The organism is Nocardia sp. NPDC059240, from assembly GCF_042753865.1.
In the GTDB taxonomy this organism is placed as follows: domain Bacteria; phylum Actinomycetota; class Actinomycetes; order Mycobacteriales; family Mycobacteriaceae; genus Nocardia.
The window spans coordinates 975,824-993,187 of record NZ_JBHZAC010000002.1; the positions used below are offsets into that span (position 1 = coordinate 975,824).

9 protein-coding genes are annotated in these 17,364 nt (G+C 68.1%); 3 read left to right on the forward strand and 6 right to left on the reverse strand.

The window, feature by feature from the left end; translation table 11 throughout:
* Window position 1: 1 nt before the first annotated feature.
* From ACFXHA_RS10165 to ACFXHA_RS10185, 5 genes are all read right to left on the reverse strand, one after another.
* Entirely contained in the window at window positions 2-1,423 is a 1,422-nt protein-coding gene (locus tag ACFXHA_RS10165; RefSeq protein WP_379355067.1) for an alpha/beta hydrolase, read from the reverse strand.
* A gap of 156 nt (window positions 1,424-1,579) precedes the next feature.
* Window positions 1,580-5,086 (reverse strand): protein kinase, encoded by a 3,507-nt coding sequence (locus ACFXHA_RS10170; protein WP_379354942.1) that lies wholly within the window; start codon window positions 5,084-5,086, stop codon window positions 1,580-1,582.
* A gap of 290 nt (window positions 5,087-5,376) precedes the next feature.
* Window positions 5,377-7,530: a 3-hydroxyacyl-CoA dehydrogenase NAD-binding domain-containing protein gene (locus ACFXHA_RS10175; protein WP_379354944.1), complete on the reverse strand. Its 2,154-nt coding sequence runs from the start codon at window positions 7,528-7,530 to the stop codon at window positions 5,377-5,379.
* Between the two features lie 35 nt (window positions 7,531-7,565).
* A complete protein-coding gene (locus ACFXHA_RS10180; RefSeq protein WP_379354946.1) occupies window positions 7,566-8,777 on the reverse strand; it encodes an acetyl-CoA C-acetyltransferase in 1,212 nt (403 codons plus the stop codon).
* A gap of 256 nt (window positions 8,778-9,033) precedes the next feature.
* A complete protein-coding gene (locus ACFXHA_RS10185) occupies window positions 9,034-11,604 on the reverse strand; it encodes a DNA polymerase III subunit gamma and tau (RefSeq protein ID WP_379354948.1) in 2,571 nt (856 codons plus the stop codon).
* A 425-nt stretch (window positions 11,605-12,029) separates the two neighbouring features.
* Here ACFXHA_RS10185 and ACFXHA_RS10190 point away from each other — a divergent pair, with 425 nt between their 5' ends.
* Both ACFXHA_RS10190 and ACFXHA_RS10195 read left to right on the forward strand, forming a co-directional pair.
* The gene (locus ACFXHA_RS10190) at window positions 12,030-12,863 is read left to right on the forward strand and encodes a hypothetical protein (RefSeq protein WP_379354950.1); all 834 of its coding nucleotides are present in this window, start codon (window positions 12,030-12,032) and stop codon (window positions 12,861-12,863) included.
* Between the two features lie 107 nt (window positions 12,864-12,970).
* Window positions 12,971-14,278 carry an ammonium transporter gene (locus ACFXHA_RS10195; protein WP_379354952.1) on the forward strand — a complete coding sequence of 436 codons (1,308 nt, stop codon included), beginning with the start codon at window positions 12,971-12,973 and terminating at the stop codon, window positions 14,276-14,278.
* A 34-nt stretch (window positions 14,279-14,312) separates the two neighbouring features.
* On the opposite strand, the gene ACFXHA_RS10200 is transcribed toward ACFXHA_RS10195, so the two are convergent.
* The gene (locus tag ACFXHA_RS10200) at window positions 14,313-15,350 is read right to left on the reverse strand and encodes a neutral zinc metallopeptidase (RefSeq protein WP_379354954.1); all 1,038 of its coding nucleotides are present in this window, start codon (window positions 15,348-15,350) and stop codon (window positions 14,313-14,315) included.
* Between the two features lie 392 nt (window positions 15,351-15,742).
* Here ACFXHA_RS10200 and ACFXHA_RS10205 point away from each other — a divergent pair, with 392 nt between their 5' ends.
* Window positions 15,743-17,344, forward strand: coding sequence for a DUF2207 family protein (locus tag ACFXHA_RS10205; RefSeq protein WP_379354956.1), 1,602 nt, complete (start codon window positions 15,743-15,745; stop codon window positions 17,342-17,344).
* The last annotated feature ends 20 nt before the right edge of the window (window positions 17,345-17,364 follow it).

The window sequence follows — 17,364 nt, forward strand, 5'->3', positions numbered from 1 at the left end:
CTTACGAGAGCGGTTGCACCAGCGGCAGGCCCAGCCGCTCGGTCATCCACGGGAACGACGAGGTGAAGGCCGCGGCGGCGAACTGCCAGGTGTGGCCGCCCTCGGTGGTGTGCACCGTGCAGTTGATGTTCACCTTCTGCCCCTCGGCGCACAGGGCCTCGGCCGCGCCGACCTCACCGGTGTCGTAGACGCCGTCGTGGCCGCCCATGCCCGCGGTCTCGTCGTTCGGGTTGCCCATCATCTGCTGCATGCGCGCCTTGATCTTCGGGTCGTTGGCCATCTCCCGCTGGCGCGCGGGCGGGGTCAGGTCGTCGAAGAGGCCGACGGTGTCCGGATAGTTGCCGTGCTTCTGCATGACGGTGATGGGATCGAAGTCGGCCCAAGCCTGCTCGCTGCCGCCGAAGAGCCGCTTGACCGTCTGCTCCTTGGTGCCCGCGGTGGGGGCGATATCACCGGCGATGTCGACGAAGGTGCCGAACAGTTCCGGATGCATGGTGGCCAGGTCGACCGCGCAGGTGCCGCCCATGGACCAGCCGACGATGCCCCACTTGGCCGGGTCCGCGGACGCGCCGAAGGTGGATTCGACGTAGCTGGGCACATCCTTGGTGAGGTGGTCGGCGGCGTCGCCGCGCGGGCCGTTCACGCATTCGGTGTCGTTGTTGAAGGCGCCGCCGGAGTCGACGAAGACCAGAATGGGGGTCTGGCCGTTGTTCGACTTCGCGAAACTGTCGACGCTGTTCATGATCTGGCCGCTGTTCACCCAGTCCGCGGGAGTATTGAATTCGCCGCCGATCATCATGATGGTCGGCAAGGCAGGCGGCTGGTCGCCCTGGAACCAGGCCGGGGGCAGGTACACGTATTCGGTGCGGTGATTGAAGTGGCTGCCCGACTCGGGGATGTCCACCGGCACGATGCGGCCGACGTCGGGGTTGGTGTTCCGCAGCGCGGCAAGCGAATCCAGATCGGTCTGATGCGGCAGCGGCTCCGCGGTCAGCGCGGCCCACGCGGCATTGGCCGTCGGGTAGTAGCCGACCCACTGGTTGAGCACCACACCCACGTTCAACAGCGCCAGCGGCACGGCGAGGATCGCCGCGATCCGCTGCCACCAGCTGCCGGTGCGGATGCCCAGCACCGCCGCCGCGAGCACCGCGCCCGCGAGCCCGACGGCAACCCACAGCAGGGCCGGCGCCGGATCCGAGGCCAGGCCCTCGTTATTGGTGTACTCCCAGGACGCCCACACCACGCCGAGCGCGAAGACGATGCACAGCGGCACCCACAGCACCCACCAGCGGCGAGTGAACCGGGCGAAGGCCACGATCAGCAGGAACACCGCCGCGAACGTGATGACCTGCGGTAACCAGCCGTGCAGCAGCGAAACACCGTGATGGAAGCCCGGATATCCGGCCTGGGTCTGCTTGGGCATCTGCGGTGCCGGGGGCACGGCGGGTGGGGATTGCAGCATCGGAGTCACAGGCACGTCGCGATTGTCGATGCCGTTCCTCGAGAAACGCTGTGAATACCCTCAACGCCGTCTGGACACCTCGGTAATACCCACGGAACATCCCGGTAACGCCGGTCCCTACAGCAGCGAGTCCAGGAATCGCCGCGGCAGATCCGAACCGTCCGTATCCAGCGGCATCTCGTGGCGCAAGGTCCGCAGGATGTTCAGCACCCCTGGCCCCGCGTCCAGCAGCGGTCGCCGCCAGCCCAATTCGGCGCACCTGATCACCGCCGGGGTCAGCACCGCGATGGATTCACCGAGCCAACCGGACGCGGACAGGCATTCCGCCAGCAGCAACGCGGAGTCGAGCTCGGCGCGCGGACGATGCTGGTCGCGGATGCGCGAGTGCAACGCCCGGGCGCGTTTGACCGCACTGTCGTCGATACCGAGCGGCGCGAGATCATCACTGCCGCGATCCTCACCGCGATAGTGCCGGGCCAGCAGGGCGCGAATGGTGGCGATCTCCTCGGCCTCCGCGGTCAGCGCGGCGGCGCCGGTGGCATGCCGCAGCGAACGGACCATGGGATCGGTGACCAGCCCGGCGGTCACCGGATCCGCGGGCAGGCCCAAGCGCAGCCGCTCGGCGCGCACGTGTGCGGCCAGGCGGGTCAGCTTGCGCTCGGCCGCGATGCGCGCACCCTCCGCGAGACGGGCCGTGGCGGTCTCCAGGTCGCCGCGCACCGCCTTCACCCGGGCACCGCTCACGAAGATGGTGACCAGAAAATCCACCGGACCGACCCGGGCGGTGAGCTCGTGGCTCTGATCCAGCAGCCGCTCGGCACTGTCCAGATCACCGCGCCGGTAGGCGACCTCACCCAGCAGCGCCGCCGCCACCCGCACCGAGTTCGAGCGCGAACCGGCGCGATCCCGGGCGGTCTGCCAAGCCTGCTCGAAACACCGGGTGGCCACCTCGACATCGAGCTGTTCGAAGGCGATATCGCCGCGCGCGCACAGCCCGAAGACCTCGCCGAGCGGGTCGCCCGAGCGCGCGTGATAGGGCGCGGCGAATTCCTGCATGCCGAGCGCACCCTCGAAGTCGAAGTCGCACAGGCGAACATAGGACGCGAGATTCGCGGCGGTGGACACCGTCCACGGCGGCAGCTCGTCGGCCAGCTTCAGGCATTCGCCGAGCTTGTCCAGCACCCCGTCGGTGCGATCGCGCGCCACCTGATCGGCCGCCGCCAGCACCGCGGCCTGACAGCGCTCCCGCACCGCCTCGGCGTCGCCCGGTGAACTGCGCGTGGCCAGCATGTTCGACAGCCGCCCCAGCGCGGTGCGAGCCGCGCCCGACTGCTGCAGGGTCACATTCGCCCGCGCCAGCGCCATCAACAGTTTCGAGCGCGAGGCCACCTGCTGCACAGGCAGTTTCGACACGGTGCCGAACAGGGTCGCCAGCCGGGAACTGTCGATCAGATCCATCCCGCCCTTCTCGACCAGATCCAGCGCATAATTCAGATCGGTGGCGGCCAGCGCGTGATCCACCGACTGCCGGATCAGATTGTGGGCGGCGAACCATCGAGAAGCCTTGCCGTGCAACTTCTTCAGCTGTCCCGAGTTCGCGCGATCGAGGCGGGCGCGCAGATGCTCGGCCACCATGGGCTGCATTCGGTACCAGCTCGGATCGTCGGAAAGCCGGTGCACGAACAGTTCTCGCTGCTCCGCCTGATCCAGTAGGTCGGCGGCGTCGCGGGCGCCGGTCAGCGCCTCGGCGAGCGAGGCGTTCACCCGCTCGGGAACCGCTATGGCGGTGAGGAATTCGAGCATGCGCGGCTCGATCGTGCCGAACACGTTCTCGGCGAGATACTCCCGGATCGCCTTGTTGTCCCCGGAAAGTCCCGCGATGAGCCGGTCCACATCGTGATCGGCGGGCCGCAGCGACAGCCCGGCCAGCTGGATCGCGGCGGGCCAGCCGTCGGTGGCGGCGTGGATCTGCTCCACCTGCCGCTCGGTCAGGTCCAGGCCCATCCGCTCGACCAGGATCCGGCGGGTCTCCTCGGCGCTCAGCCGCAACTGCGCGGAACCGATCTCCACCAGCTCGTCGGCCACCTGCATGCGGCTCAGCGGCAGCCCCGCCCGCTCGCGGCTGGTGACCACGAAACGCAAATGGTGCGAACAGTTGTCGAGCAGCGACTCCATCGCCCGCTGCGCCCCCGCGTCGGTGATGCGATGCCAATCGTCCACCACCACGACCACCGGGACGTCGCTGGCCTGCAGCTCGTCGATGAGCGCCGACACCGCGTACGGCACCGCCTCGGCGGGCCGTTCCTCCAGCAGCTGTTCGAGCCCCGCGCCGATGTCCGGGCGCACCTTGCGGATGGCGGCCACGATGTGGGCCAGCAGCCACACCTCGTTGTCGTCGTCGCGGTCGATGCCGATCCACGCCACCGCCATCCCGCGATCGGTGAGCTCGGCACACCACTGCGCGGCCAGCGTGCTCTTGCCGAATCCGGCCGGGCCGTGGATGACCGCCAAGCGGCGGCGGCCACCGGCGCGCAACGTCTCCAGCAGGCGCGGCCGCGCGATCGGCTCCCGCACCGGGGTCGGCGGCCGGAATTTCGTTGTGGCAGTGGGCGGGAGCGTATTTCCCGTGCCGGGCAGGCGGCTGCTCGGGCCGGTGGACGGCCGCAGGGTCAGCGACGAACCGCGCGGCGGATTCACCACCGTCGACGTGCGCTGACGCGTAAATTCCTGGGTGGCAGCCGATTCCGAGCCGTCCGCGGACTGTTCCTCGCCGTCGAGCAACGCCATCTCGTCGGGCATCTGCCCGTGCTCGCCCTGCACCGCGCGCAACAAATCACCGAATTCCACCGCGGTGGCGGGCCGATCACCAGGATCCGGCGACATGGCTGCCTCGATGGCCGCCGCCACATCCGGCGGAATCCGCAACTCCCGCAAGTCCGGAATCGGCTGACCGGTGATCCGCAGAAACTGCGCGATGACCTTCTCCCCCGCCTGCCTTTCATAGGCGGCATGACCGGTCAGCAGGGCGAACAGCGTGGAGCCCAGACCGTAGACGTCCGAGCGCACCGTAGGCTCGTCGCCCTTGAGCACCTCGGGTGCCGTGAACGCGGGCGACCCGGTGATCAGACTGGTGGAAGTGCGGAAACCCCCTGGGATGCGGGCGATTCCGAAATCCGTGAGCTGCGGCTCCCCGTACCGGCTCAACAGCACATTGGCCGGCTTCACATCCCGGTGCAGCACCTGCGCGCGATGCGCGGTCTCGATGGCCCCGGCCAGTTTCACCCCGACCCGCAGCGAATCCGTCCACGACAACGGCCCGCTGTCGTGGACCACCTTCTCCAGCGATCCCCGCGTGGCATAGGGCATCACGATGTACGGCCGACCGCTCGGGGTCACGTCCACCTGCAGGATGTCGACGATGTTCGGATGCCCCGACAACCGGCCCATGGCGTGCTCCTCACGCAGGAACCGCTCCAGGCCGTCGTCGTCTATCTCGGTGGACAGCACCTTGACCGCCACCACCCGGTCCAGCGACCGCTGGGCACAGCGGAACACCACTCCGAACCCACCCCGGCCGATCTCCTCCGCATCGAACAGACCCATGGCCTCGAGTTCATCCGTCACGGCGATGGGAAGGTATGCCTGCGTGGAGCTTTCGGACGGAGTCCGGTCTTCGGAGGGGGTCGGTTCACTCCGCGAGCCACCCGGGCGCGCCTGCTGGTTCATCTGGACCACCTCGTTCTACCCGCGCACAATCCAACGTAGCGCGGAGCAGCGTGGCCTGTCCCCGAATCAGCACCCCTGGCGGTCGTCCGTCCCACCCTGTTCATACTTGTTAATCGCCGAAACCCGGGTCGCGTAATCCGCGACCCGGGTCTCAGTTTCAGAGTTGCAGCGGTCGAACCGCTACGGGCTTACTTGCGCAGCGAAGCCGGAACCTCGAAGCGGCTGCCGAACTTGGCGGCCAGCTCGTCGGCACGGGCCACGAAGGCTTCCTGTCCACCCGGGTAGCCCACGATGAACTGGTGGGTGCCACCGGTCCAGGCCGGGAAGCCGATGCCGAAGATCGAGCCGATGTTGGCGTCGGCGGTCGAGGTCAGCACGTTCTCGTCGAAGCACTTCTGGGTCTCGATGGCCTCGGCGAACAGCATGCGGTCCTTCAGGTCCTGCAGCGAGACGCCCTCGGGCAGCTCGGTGGAGGTCTTGAAGGTGGAGCGCAGCTCCGACCAGATGCCGGTGGCCTTGCCGTCGACGTAGTCGTAGAAGCCCGCGCCGCCGGCCTTGCCCTTGCGGTCGAACTCGCCCACCAGCTTGTTCAGGATGTCCGCGGTCGCGCCGGAAGCGGCGTCGATCTCGCCACCGGCGGCCACGATGGCCTCGGCGGTCTCCTTGTAGATCTTCTGCATGGTGGTGAAGTTCAGCTCGTCCGACAGCTTCAGCGGCGCCGCCGGGTAGCCCGCCTGCAGACCGGCCTGCTCGATGGTCTGCGGGTCGACGCCCTCACCGAGCATCATGATGGCCTCGTTGATGAACTTGCCGATCACGCGCGAGGTGTAGAAGCCGCGGCTGTCGTTGACCACGATCGGGGTCTTGCGAATCGCGAGGGTGTAGTCGTACACCCGGGCCAGCGCCTCGTCGGAGGTCTTCTCGCCCTTGATGATCTCGACCAGCGGCATCTTGTCGACCGGGGAGAAGAAGTGGATGCCGATGAAGTCCTCGGTCCGCTTCACGCCATTGGCCAGCAGGGTGATGGGCAGGGTCGAGGTGTTGGAGCCGAGCAGCGCGTCCGCGTCGACGATGTCCTCGATCTCGGCGAAGACCTTGGCCTTCAGATCCGGGTTCTCGAACACGGCCTCGATGACGAAGTCGACACCGGCGAAGTCGGCCGGGTCGGCGGTCGGGGTGATGCGGTCGAGCAGGGTCTTGGACTTCTCCTCGGTGGTCTTGCCACGCGAGAGCGCCTTCTGCTCGAGCTTGACCGAGTAGTCCTTGCCGTGGTTGGCGGCCTCGATGGTGACGTCCTTGAGGACGACGTCGATGCCGGCCTTGGCGGTGACGTACGCGATGCCCGCGCCCATCATGCCCGCGCCGATCACGCCGACCTTCTTGATCTCACGCTTCGGCACATCCTTCGGGCGCGAACCGCCGTTGTTGATGTGCTGCAGGTCGAAGAAGAACGCCTGGATCATGTTCTTGGCGACCGGACCGGTCAGCAGGGACACGAAGTAGCGGGACTCGATCAGCGACGCGGACTCGAAGTCCACCTGCGCGCCCTCGACGGCCGCGGCCATGATCGCCTTGGGGGCGGGCATGTTCTGACCCTTGAGCTGCTTGCGCAGGTTGGCCGGGAAGGCCGGGAGGTTCGCGGCCAGGGCCGGGGTGGACGGGGTGCCGCCCGGGATCTTGTAGCCCTTGACGTCCCACGGCTGCACGCCGCCCTCGGGGTTGGCCTTGATCCACGCCTTCGCGGCCGGGACCAGCTCCTCGACGGAGGCGACGGTCTCGTGGATCAGGCCGGACGCCTTCGCCTTCGCGGCGGTGAACTTGGTGCCCTGCAGCAGGACACCCATCAGGCCGTTCGCGATGCCGAGCATGCGGGTGATGCGGGTGACGCCGCCACCGGCCGGGAGCAGGCCGAGGGAGACCTCGGGCAGGCCCAGCTGCACGGCCTTGATGTCGGCCGCGATGCGGTGGTGGGTGGCCAGGGTGATCTCCAGGCCGCCACCCAGGGCAGCGCCGTTGATGGCCGAAACCACCGGCTTGCCAAGGGTTTCCAGACGACGCAGGTCGCTCTTGATGAAGAAGAGCTCCTCCATGATGGCGGCGGCGTCGGCCTTGGTGGTCTGCATCATGTTCTTGAGGTCACCGCCGGCGAAGAAGGTCTTCTTCGCGGAGGTGATGACGACACCGGTGATGTCGTCCTTCTCGGCTACCAGGCGATCCACAGTGGCCCGCATGGAGTCCTTGTAGAGCTGGTTCATGGTGTTGGCGCCCTGGTTGGGGTCGTCCATGGTCAGCACGACGATGCCGTCGGCGTCCTTTTCCCAGCCGATCATGTTCTCAGTCATTGTTTTTCGTTCTCCTGAAAAGTCTCGGGTGGGCGTTAGACGCGCTCGATGATGGTGGCGACACCCATGCCGCCGCCGATGCAGAGGGTGACCAGCGCGTAGCGCGCGTTGCGACGGTGCAGCTCGTCGACCATGGTGCCGGTGATCATCGCGCCGGTGGCACCCAGCGGGTGGCCCATCGCGATCGCGCCACCGTTGACGTTCAGCTTCTCGTCCGGGATCTGCAGGTCCTTCTGGAACTTCAGCACCACGGAGGCGAACGCCTCGTTGATCTCGAACAGGTCGATGTCGTCGACCGTCAGGCCCGCCTTGGCCAGCGCCTTGTGCGCGGCCGGGGTCGGACCGGTCAGCATGATGGTGGCGTCGGCACCCGAGGTGGCGGTCGCCACGACGCGGGCGCGCGGGGTCAGACCCGAAGCGGCGCCGGCCTCTTCGGAGCCGACCAGCACCAGCGCGGCGCCGTCGACGATGCCCGACGAGTTACCGCCGGTGTGGATGTGGTTGATGTGCTCGACGAAGGTGTAGCGCTGCATGGCGACGGCGTCGAAGCCGCCCATCTCGCCGATGCCTTCGAAGGCGGACTTCAGCTTGCCCAGGTCGGCGGCGGTGGTGCCGCGACGCATGTGCTCGTCGTTGTCCAGCACGGTCAGGCCGTTGATGTCCTTGACCGGGACGACCGAGCGGGAGAAGTAGCCGTTGTCCCAGGCGTTGGCGGACAGTTCCTGCGAGCGGGCCGCGTAGGCGTCCACGTCATCGCGGGTGAAGCCCTCGATGGTGGCGATCAGGTCGGCCGAAATGCCCTGCGGGACAATGTAAGCGTTGTACGAGGTCCACGGGTCCATGAACATGGCGCCGCCGTCGGAGCCCATCGGCACGCGGGACATGGACTCCACGCCACCGGCGAGGACCAGGTCGTCGAAGCCGGAGCGCACCTTCTGGGCGGCCAGGTTGACGGCCTCGAGGCCCGAGGCGCAGAAGCGGTTGATCTGCACGCCGCCGACGGTGTCGGGCAGGTTCGCGGTCAGCACCGTGGTGCGAGCGATATCCGCGCCCTGATCGCCGACCGGCGAGACGACACCCAGGATGATGTCCGAGATGCGATCCTCGTCCAGGTTCGGGAACCGGTTCCGCAGCTCCTCGACCAGACCGGTGGTCAGGTCGACCGGCTTGACCGAGTGCAGGGACCCGCCGCGGTTCTTGCCGCGCGGGGTGCGGATGGCCTCGTAAATGTAGGCCTCTGTGGTCATATCGGAGTTTTCCTCTCTTGGGTGCGCCGTCACCGCGTTGTGCGGAACCGTGCCATGGCATTACCTCGCCGACCGGCCAGGACCGGTCGCCTTGACGCTGTACAAACAGCGCCCCGAGCAGGCTTGTTGACGCTCCGGTAGCCCCGTACGCCTGGGCATACCTTAGAACCTCGCGAAACCGATACTCACGGCCACCCGATCATAGTACCGAAATATGCGAACTCCGGTTAACTTAAGTTGCCCCGCAGGGGAACTGTCAACCCTCCAGAGGTGTGGCGCCCAACTCCGCGCGCAGAAGTGCTAGTGCCACCTCATCCGGGTCGCGGCGCTCCTCCGGAGGCACCGGCGTGGCCGCCTGCTCCAGCATCTCGCGCTCCTCCTCCGGCGTAGTGGCAGGTGGGACGCCGTCATAACCTACCGGTGAGTAGTCCCCCAGCCCCGGATCGTCCGGAAGGTCCGGCCCGTCGGGCAGCGGAATATCGTCCTCCGGCGGGGCATTCCGGACGGCATTCGCCCCCGGCCGCTCCACGGCCGCCGGACCCGGATCCACGGGCGCCGGAGCCGCCGACATGGTGGCGGCGGGCGCGGGACTCCCCCACCCGGTCGCCGCGGGCTCCTCCACCGGTGCCGCGACGGCGGCCTTGGCCTGGCTCGGCCGGGAGAACTTGGTCGCGGCCTTCTTCGGCGCGGCGGCGGGTGCGGCGGCGGTCCCCTGGCTCGCAGCCGTCTTCACCGCGGCACCGCCCGATCCAGCCCCGCCGACCTCCCACTTCACCCCGTGATCACGGCCCACCACGGCCCGGACCGCGGACTGCACCGCCTCGACGTACTGCGGCTGTGACAGCCGCTGCGCCAAGGCCGCGTGCTGATGCGCGAAGACAATCGTCTCGCCCTCGACCCGCGACACACTGGCCCCGGACAGCAGCGCGTGCACCGCCGCCCCGAATTCGCGCACCTTGGCCCGAATATCCGCCCACGCCGCCTCGATCTCCTCGAGCATGGCATCACCGACAGGCGCGGCGACCGCGATCGGCTCAGACGCGGCCACCAGCTCCGGTTCGATGACCGGCTGCGGTTCGGCGACCGGCTCGGCCACTGCCACCGGCTCCGGGATGGAGGCGGGTACGACCGGATCAGCCACCGGTGCAACGGATTCGACCGCCGCCGGTGCGGGTACGGGCTGCGTGACGATCGGTTCGACCGGGGCCGCTGCGGCTTCCGGCTGGGGCGCAGTGGAGACCTGTTGCACCGCAGCACGTTCGGCCGGATGCGTCGCGACCGATTCCGCGGGTGCGGCCTGCACGAGTGCGGACGCGGCCTCCGGTGCGGCGACCGGGGTCTGCACCGGCGCAGGCGAGGTGGTTTGCGGCGGAACGGAATCGGCGACGGGCACGGGGCTCGCGGCCGACACCGGGGCGAGCTCGGGCGGACGGACGGTCGACCCACCCATGGCCGGACTCCCCACTCCCGCATCGCCGTTCGTCGCAGGCGTGGGCTCGACCGCCGGAGCGGTAGGGGTGCCGGACTTTTCGGCGCGCAGTGCCGCCAGAGCCGCGGCACCGCGGCGACCCGCGGGTGCGGAGGCAGCCGCGGACGTGGCAGGGGCGGCAGGGGCCTGCGGCGCCGCTTGCGGAGTCGTCTGGGACTGCTGGGTAGCGGCGGGGATTGCGCCGGTTGCGATTCGGCGTTCGAGCTGTTCCAGGCGTTGCAGGGTGGCGGTTTCGGCGTTGGAGGCGCCGGGGAGGAGCATGCGGGCGGCGATGACCTCGAGCAGGAGGCGGGGGTTGGTGGCGCCGCGCATGTCGCCGAGGCCCTCGTGCAGGAGTTCGGCGTGGCGGGCCAGGGTGGCGGAGCCGAGGCGGTCGGCCTGGGCGCGCATGCGCTCGAGGACATCGCCGGGGCCGGTGACCAGATTGCGCTCGGCGGCATCGGGGACGGCGCGCAGCAGGATCAGGTCGCGGAGGCGTTCGAGCAGGTCGGTGGCGAAGCGGCGGGGGTCGTGACCTGCCTCGACCACGCTGTCGATGGTGCCGAACAGGGCCGAACCGTCCGCGGTGGCCAGCGCGTCGACGGCGTCGTCGATCAATGCCACGTCGGTGACACCGAGCAGCGAGACCGCGCGCGGGTAGGTGACGCCGTCGGGGCCCGCGCCCGCCAGCAGCTGGTCCAGCACGCTGAGGCTGTCGCGCGGCGAACCACCGCCAGCGCGAATCACCAAGGGGTACACCGACTCCTCGACCTGCACGTGCTCCTGATCGCAGATCTTGCCGAGCAGGCCGCGCATGGTGGCGGGCGGCAGCAGGCGGAACGGGTAGTGGTGGGTGCGCGAGCGGATGGTGGGCAGCACCTTGTCCGGCTCGGTGGTCGCGAAGACGAAGATCAGGTGGGCCGGCGGCTCCTCGACGATCTTCAGCAGCGCGTTGAAGCCCGCGGTGGTGACCATGTGCGCCTCATCGACGATGAAGACGCGATAACGCGATTCGGCCGGCGCGTAGAAGGCGCGGTCGCGCAGTTCACGGGTGTCGTCCACACCACCGTGGCTGGCGGCGTCCAATTCGATGACGTCGAGGTTGCCGGAACCGCCGGGCCCCAACGCCACACACGACGAACACACGCCGCACGGCTTGGAGGTCGGGCCCTCCACACAGTTCAGTGAGCGCGCGAGAATGCGCGCCGATGAGGTCTTGCCACATCCGCGCGGTCCCGAGAACAGGTAGGCATGACTGATCCGCCCGGTATCGAGCGCGATACTCAGGGGATCGGTGACGTGCTCCTGCCCCACCACTTCAGCGAACGTTGCCGGTCGGTACTTCCGGTACAGAGCCACGGGGGAAGGTTACCGGCCGCGACCGACAGCAGGTGATGCGCGGCAGGGCCGGTCGTCCGGTACGTCGCTTCCGTCCGGAGGACCACCTTTACTGTGATGCAAATCACGTCCAATCCTGAGGCCCGGTCAAAACCGACCGACCCGGACTGATATCCCGTCAACGCTCACAGCAAATTCTTAGCGAGTCTTTAGGAAGGAATTGTCGAACCCCGCTTACCTGCTACGTCACCAGATACAGACTTGCGTTCTGTTTCAACTCCGCAGAGCGGACATAACGATCCAGTCAACCGATGCAGCAAGATCGCAATCGTTTGGCTACCGTGGACATCGGCAACTTCGGTAGCCAAACCTTCATCAGGTTGGTTGCCCCGGCCGGTCCCTCATCCCGACCGGGGCACAACCAAATCTCCCGGAGGAAATGCCAAGTGCCGTCGCATGACGACATCGCCACAGCCTGGCTCTCCAGTACCGAATTCGCGGGCGACATCGCCGCGGTCGGACTGCTCAGTCGAGCCATCAGCCCCAGCGACTACGACATCAAGCGTGATTCGCTACCGGTTTCGGCCGCCGCCGACCCGGCCACCGCGAACGCCATTCTGGAACTGCTGCAGCGCGGCCAGGTGCCGACCATGGCGGCCATCCACACCCTCATCGTGCAGAACGACATGCGCGCCGAGGCGGACCGGATCGAGCGGCTGGGCCGCCGCGCGCAGCGCAGCATCGACGACTTCGGGCGCGTGCTGGCCAAGGTCACCGACGAATATTGGCTGGCCCACGGCACCGGCCCGACCCGGCGCGACATTCTGCTCACCGAACCGGTCATCGAGTTGATCCGCGATCGGGTGGGGGAAATCGCCCCGACCGCCATCAAGCACCTGTGGCTCATCGAGCGTGCGCAGCGCGCGGGCTGGATCGCCTACAACGCCACGCCCCGATCCCTGTGTGCCGGAAGGCGATTCCATGCCGCTCGGTACGGAAACCGGGTGTCGCTGCGACCGGTGAACACCATCGGCACGCTGGTGACGGCCTATCTGCGTGATCAAATGGACGAGCAGGGCCGGCCGCCGCGCTGGTCGGTGCTGGCCTACGAATTGCGTGACGACCGCGGGCGGCGGGTGTTCAACGACACAGCCGACGCGCGCGCCCAGCAGCAGTGGCTGGTGACCGCCGAGTGGATGGCACTCGACGACGGCAATCCGGTGCCCGGCCCGCGTGGATTGCGCGCCCTGGCCAAGAAGAACCGGGAACAGCGCAGCTAGGGGTGTTACGGCCGGGTTTCCTAACCCGCATATTTGTAACAGCGCCTTAACGTGAGGATTCGGTAACTTCCACGAAACGCGATCGCGCGTGGAAGAGGAGTTCCCGGATGCCACCAACACCCCACATCGACCCGGCCGCGACGGCCTGGCTGTTGGCCGCCACCGCGCTGGTGCTGCTCATGACGCCCGGGCTGGCGATCTTCTACGGCGGCATGGTGCGTTCGGCGGGCGTGCTCAACATGTTGATGATGAGCTTCATCTCGATTCCGCTGGTGACCGTGGCGTGGTTGTTGGGCGGGTACAGCCTGGCGTTCGGGGATGACGCGGGTGGCGGAATCATCGGCGATCTCGGGCATTTCGGGCTGTCGGGTATCGATCCGAAGACGGTGTACGTGGTCGACGCCACGACCGGCGCGGGGGTGCCGGAGCTGTTGTACGTCACCTTCCAGCTCACCTTCGCGATTCTCACGGTGGCCCTGATCAGCGGTGCGATCGCGGATCGCGCCAAGTTCTCGGCCTGGATGATCTTCGTGCCGGTGTGGGCGCTGATCGTGTACGCGCCGATCGCGCACTGGGTGTGGACGCCGGACGGCTGGCTGCACAGCCTGGGCACACTGGACTACGCGGGCGGCCTGGTGGTCGAGATCGCTTCGGGTGCTTCGGCGTTGGCCATGGCGATCGTGCTGGGACCGCGCGTCGGCTTCAAATCGGATGCCATGCGGCCGCATAATCTGCCGTTCGTGCTGCTGGGCGCGGGTCTGCTGTGGTTCGGCTGGTTCGGGTTCAATGCCGGTTCGGCGTTGGCCGCCAATGAGACTGCCGCAGCGGTCTTCCTGAACACGCTGGTCGCGGGCTGCCTGGGCATGCTCGGCTGGCTGGTCGTGGAGGCGCGCCGCGACGGCAAGCCGACCACCTTCGGTGCGGCCTCGGGCGCGGTGGCCGGTCTGGTCGCCATCACGCCGTCGTGCGGGTACATCAGCACCATGGGCGCGGTGGTCGTGGGTCTGGCGGCGGGCGTGGTGTGTTCGTTCGCGGTGAGCTGGAAGTTCAAGGGCAACTACGACGATTCGCTCGACGTGGTGGGCGTGCACTTCATGGGCGGCATCATCGGCACCCTGCTGATCGGCTTCCTGGCCACCCGGGTGATGACCGGGGACGGCGGCGCGCGCGGGCTGTTCTATGCCGGTGGGCTGTCGCAGCTCGGCAAGCAGGCGCTGGGCGTGATCGTGGTGGCGGGCTTCGCCTTCGGGGTGACATTCCTGCTGGGCAAGGTGCTGGACAAGACCATCGGTTTCCGGGTCAGCCGGGAGGACGAGCTCGGTGGCGTCGACTTCGCGCTGCACGCCGAGACCGCGTATGCCGAAGGCGTGCACGGGCATTCGCCGAGCCGGATCGGCAAGCCGCAGGGGCACTGACGCCCCGAGTCGCGGGTGAACTGACCCCCGGGGGTCAGTTCACCTTGCTCGCCGGGACGCTGAAGGTGTTGCACTGCATGGCACGGTCCTTGTTGTAGCCGATCTCGAACCAGCCGCCCATGTTCTGGGCGGTGCCGTGATCGCGCATATCGCCGGGGCCGTCGCCGCGGTGGTAGGCGTCATTGGTCGCCACGCTGATCTGCGCGTTGGTCAGTGAGCCGCCATTGTCGGAGGACGACAGGTACATGCCGTCGAAGCACTGGGCCTGCAGTTCGGTGCGGCGCGAGAGTTCCAGGCCGAGGGTGCTGCTGGCCCCGGCATCCCGGCGCTGGGAGTGCACCTTGCCGAGAATGCCCGCCTGCGCCTGGACGTGGTGGCCGTATTCGTGGGCGAAGACCGAGAGGTAAACGACCCAGTTGTTGCCGAACAGATCGGTTTGCAGCTGACTGATCGGCATATAGATGGTCGCGTCCGCCGAGCAGTAGAAGGCGGCGAAATTGTTCGAGCTGCCCGTGCACAGCGTGGTGATCCCGTTGGTGTCGGCGGACACGTTCAATTTCGGCGGCTGGAACGGCAGGTTCATTTTGTCGAACAATGGTTTCCAGGCCGTTTGCAGGCAGTCGGCGGCGGTTTGGAAGAACTTGCGCGCCACCTCTACCTGGGTGCCCCACGGCGTGTACGCGCATTTGGCGGGCAGCAGGGTGTAATCGGCATTGGTGAGCAGCGGATTGTCCGACGTGGCCTGGACACCGTGGTTGTCGCCGCCCGCGTCCCCGGCGTAGGTGGTCTTGACGGTCGAGCCCGCGCTGATGGAACTCAGTCCGGTGGTGATGGCGGTGCGCAGCACGGCGCCGGTCACCAGCACGATGAGGATGATCAGCAGCGCGCCGACCCGGCCGCGGCGGCGCGGGACCGGGCGGGCCACCGGGATCGCACCGGTCGGCGGGGCCACCACGGGTGGCGGCATGGGTGCGCGGTAGCCGGGCCGTGCCTGGCCGTACGGCTGCTGACCGTAGCCGGGCTGCGGCGGAAAACCCTGCTGCGGCGGGTATCCCGGGCGGGGTGCGGACACGCCAGGCTGCTGTGGATAACCTGGGCGCGGCGGCATGCCGGACTGTTGGGGATAGCCCGCAGGCTGTGGATAACCCGGCCGCGGATAGGTCGGCGGTGGCGTGGGTCGCCCCGGTTGCTGTGGATTACCCTGCTGCCGTTGGTATCCGGGCGGCGGCGTGCCGCCCTGCGGCGGAACCGCCGGGAACTGCTGGGGCGGGACCGGCGGATTGCCTTGGGGCGGCTGGTTTCCGGGCGGTGGCCCGGGACGGCGGCCCGGGGGCGTCGGTCCGTGATCGGACGGTGGGCGAGTCATCCCCCGCACCCCCTCGTTTCTCAGAGATAACCTGCCGGCTCCATAGTCCTGCGCCTTGCCGCTGAGGAAGAATAGCAAGCTGGCTAGAGTACCCAGTCATGCAGATTTTCCGGGGGGCCGCCCTCGTCGCGCTGCTGTTCGCGATGGCCGGGGTGGCGGCGCCGTCCGCGGGTGCGCAGGCGAGCGGTGTGGATATCACCGCGGAGGTGAATCTGGGCGACGACGGTCTGCTGCGGGTCACCGAAACCGTGAAAGTGCCTGAGGGCGGGGACTTTCGGCAGGTCGTTCCCTTGCGGGTGCAGACCGGCGCGAGTGTGCAGCGCGATTTCCAGGTGACCGACGTGTCCGCCGACGGGGACGGCGAGGCGAATGTCGCCGACGATGTGTTCACCATCCACGCGCGGCCCGGGTCGGCCACCTTCAAATACACGGTGCACAACACCGTCAGTGACGCCACGGGTGCGCAGGTGTTCCAGTGGACCGGTGTGCTGAACACCGAGGTGGCGTCCATCGATGCGACGGTGTCGAGCCCGAGCTTCCGCATGGGCATCACCAAGTGCACCATCGGGCCGCCCGGAAATCCACAGGACTGCGCGGATATTCGCGTGGAACCGGACGGGTTCGCGCATCTGACGAAGACGGATCTGCACAAGGGCGACATTCTGGATGTGACGCTGCAGCTGCCGCCGAACACGGTGAAGGCCAATGCGGATGTCCACGACAACAATGCGCCCAATGCGTTCTCGCTGACCGGACCGGTCTACGCCGCGTTCGGCGTGCTGCTGGCGGCGCTGGCGCTGGCGGCCGGTTATGTGGTGTGGTCGCGGCGTTCGGGCCCGGCGGGGACCGAGGTGCTGGATCCGCTGGTGCGCGAGGGCGATCATGTCGTGTTCTCCTCCCCCGACGGCATCCTGCCCAGTACGGCCGGGCTGTTGTTGGACGGGTACGCCGATGCGCCGGATATGGCGGCGACGCTGGTGGATCTGGCGGTGCGCAACTACGTCTGGGTGAGTCGCGAGGGCGAGTCGGATTGGCGCTTCGCCCGGGTGAATCCGGCCGACGAGCAACTGTCGCGGTACGAGCGCGCGGTCTACACGGCGCTGCTACCGGAGGGCTCGGAGTCGGTGCTGCTGTCGGAACTGCGCGGCAAGCTGGACGCGAAGGCGGTGCGGACCGCGTTGATCGATGACGCGGTGGCGGCGGGCATCTTCGTCGACCGCACTCGCCGGGGTCTCGAATTCTGGCTGGGGGCGGCGCTGATCGCGCTGGGTGTGGTCGCGACGGTCGTGCTGGCCGTGGGCCCGCAACGGCATGCCCTGGTCGGTGTGGCGATCGCGCTGGGCGGGGTGGCGGCATTGCTGCTGCCGCGCTATCTGCCCGCTCGCACGGTGCTGGGCCGGGAGCTGACCGGTGAGGTGCAGGCCATGCAGCGCGGGCTGGACGCGATTGTGCCGCAGCGGATTCCGGCGGCGGATCAGGAACTGGTGTTCTCGCGGGCGCTGCCGTTCCTGGTGGCCGCGCGCCGGGGCGACCAGTGGGTGCGCACCTTCCGTGAGCTCGATCCGACGGCGGACGGCAGTCCGGGCGTGTACTGGTTCGGCGGGTTCGAGAGCGACCGCAGACTGCACGGTTTCGGCGCGCATTTCCCGTATTTCATCACCGCGGTCGAGGGCCTGTTCCGGGGCGCGGACCAGCGGTGACGCGCCCGGATCGACCGATA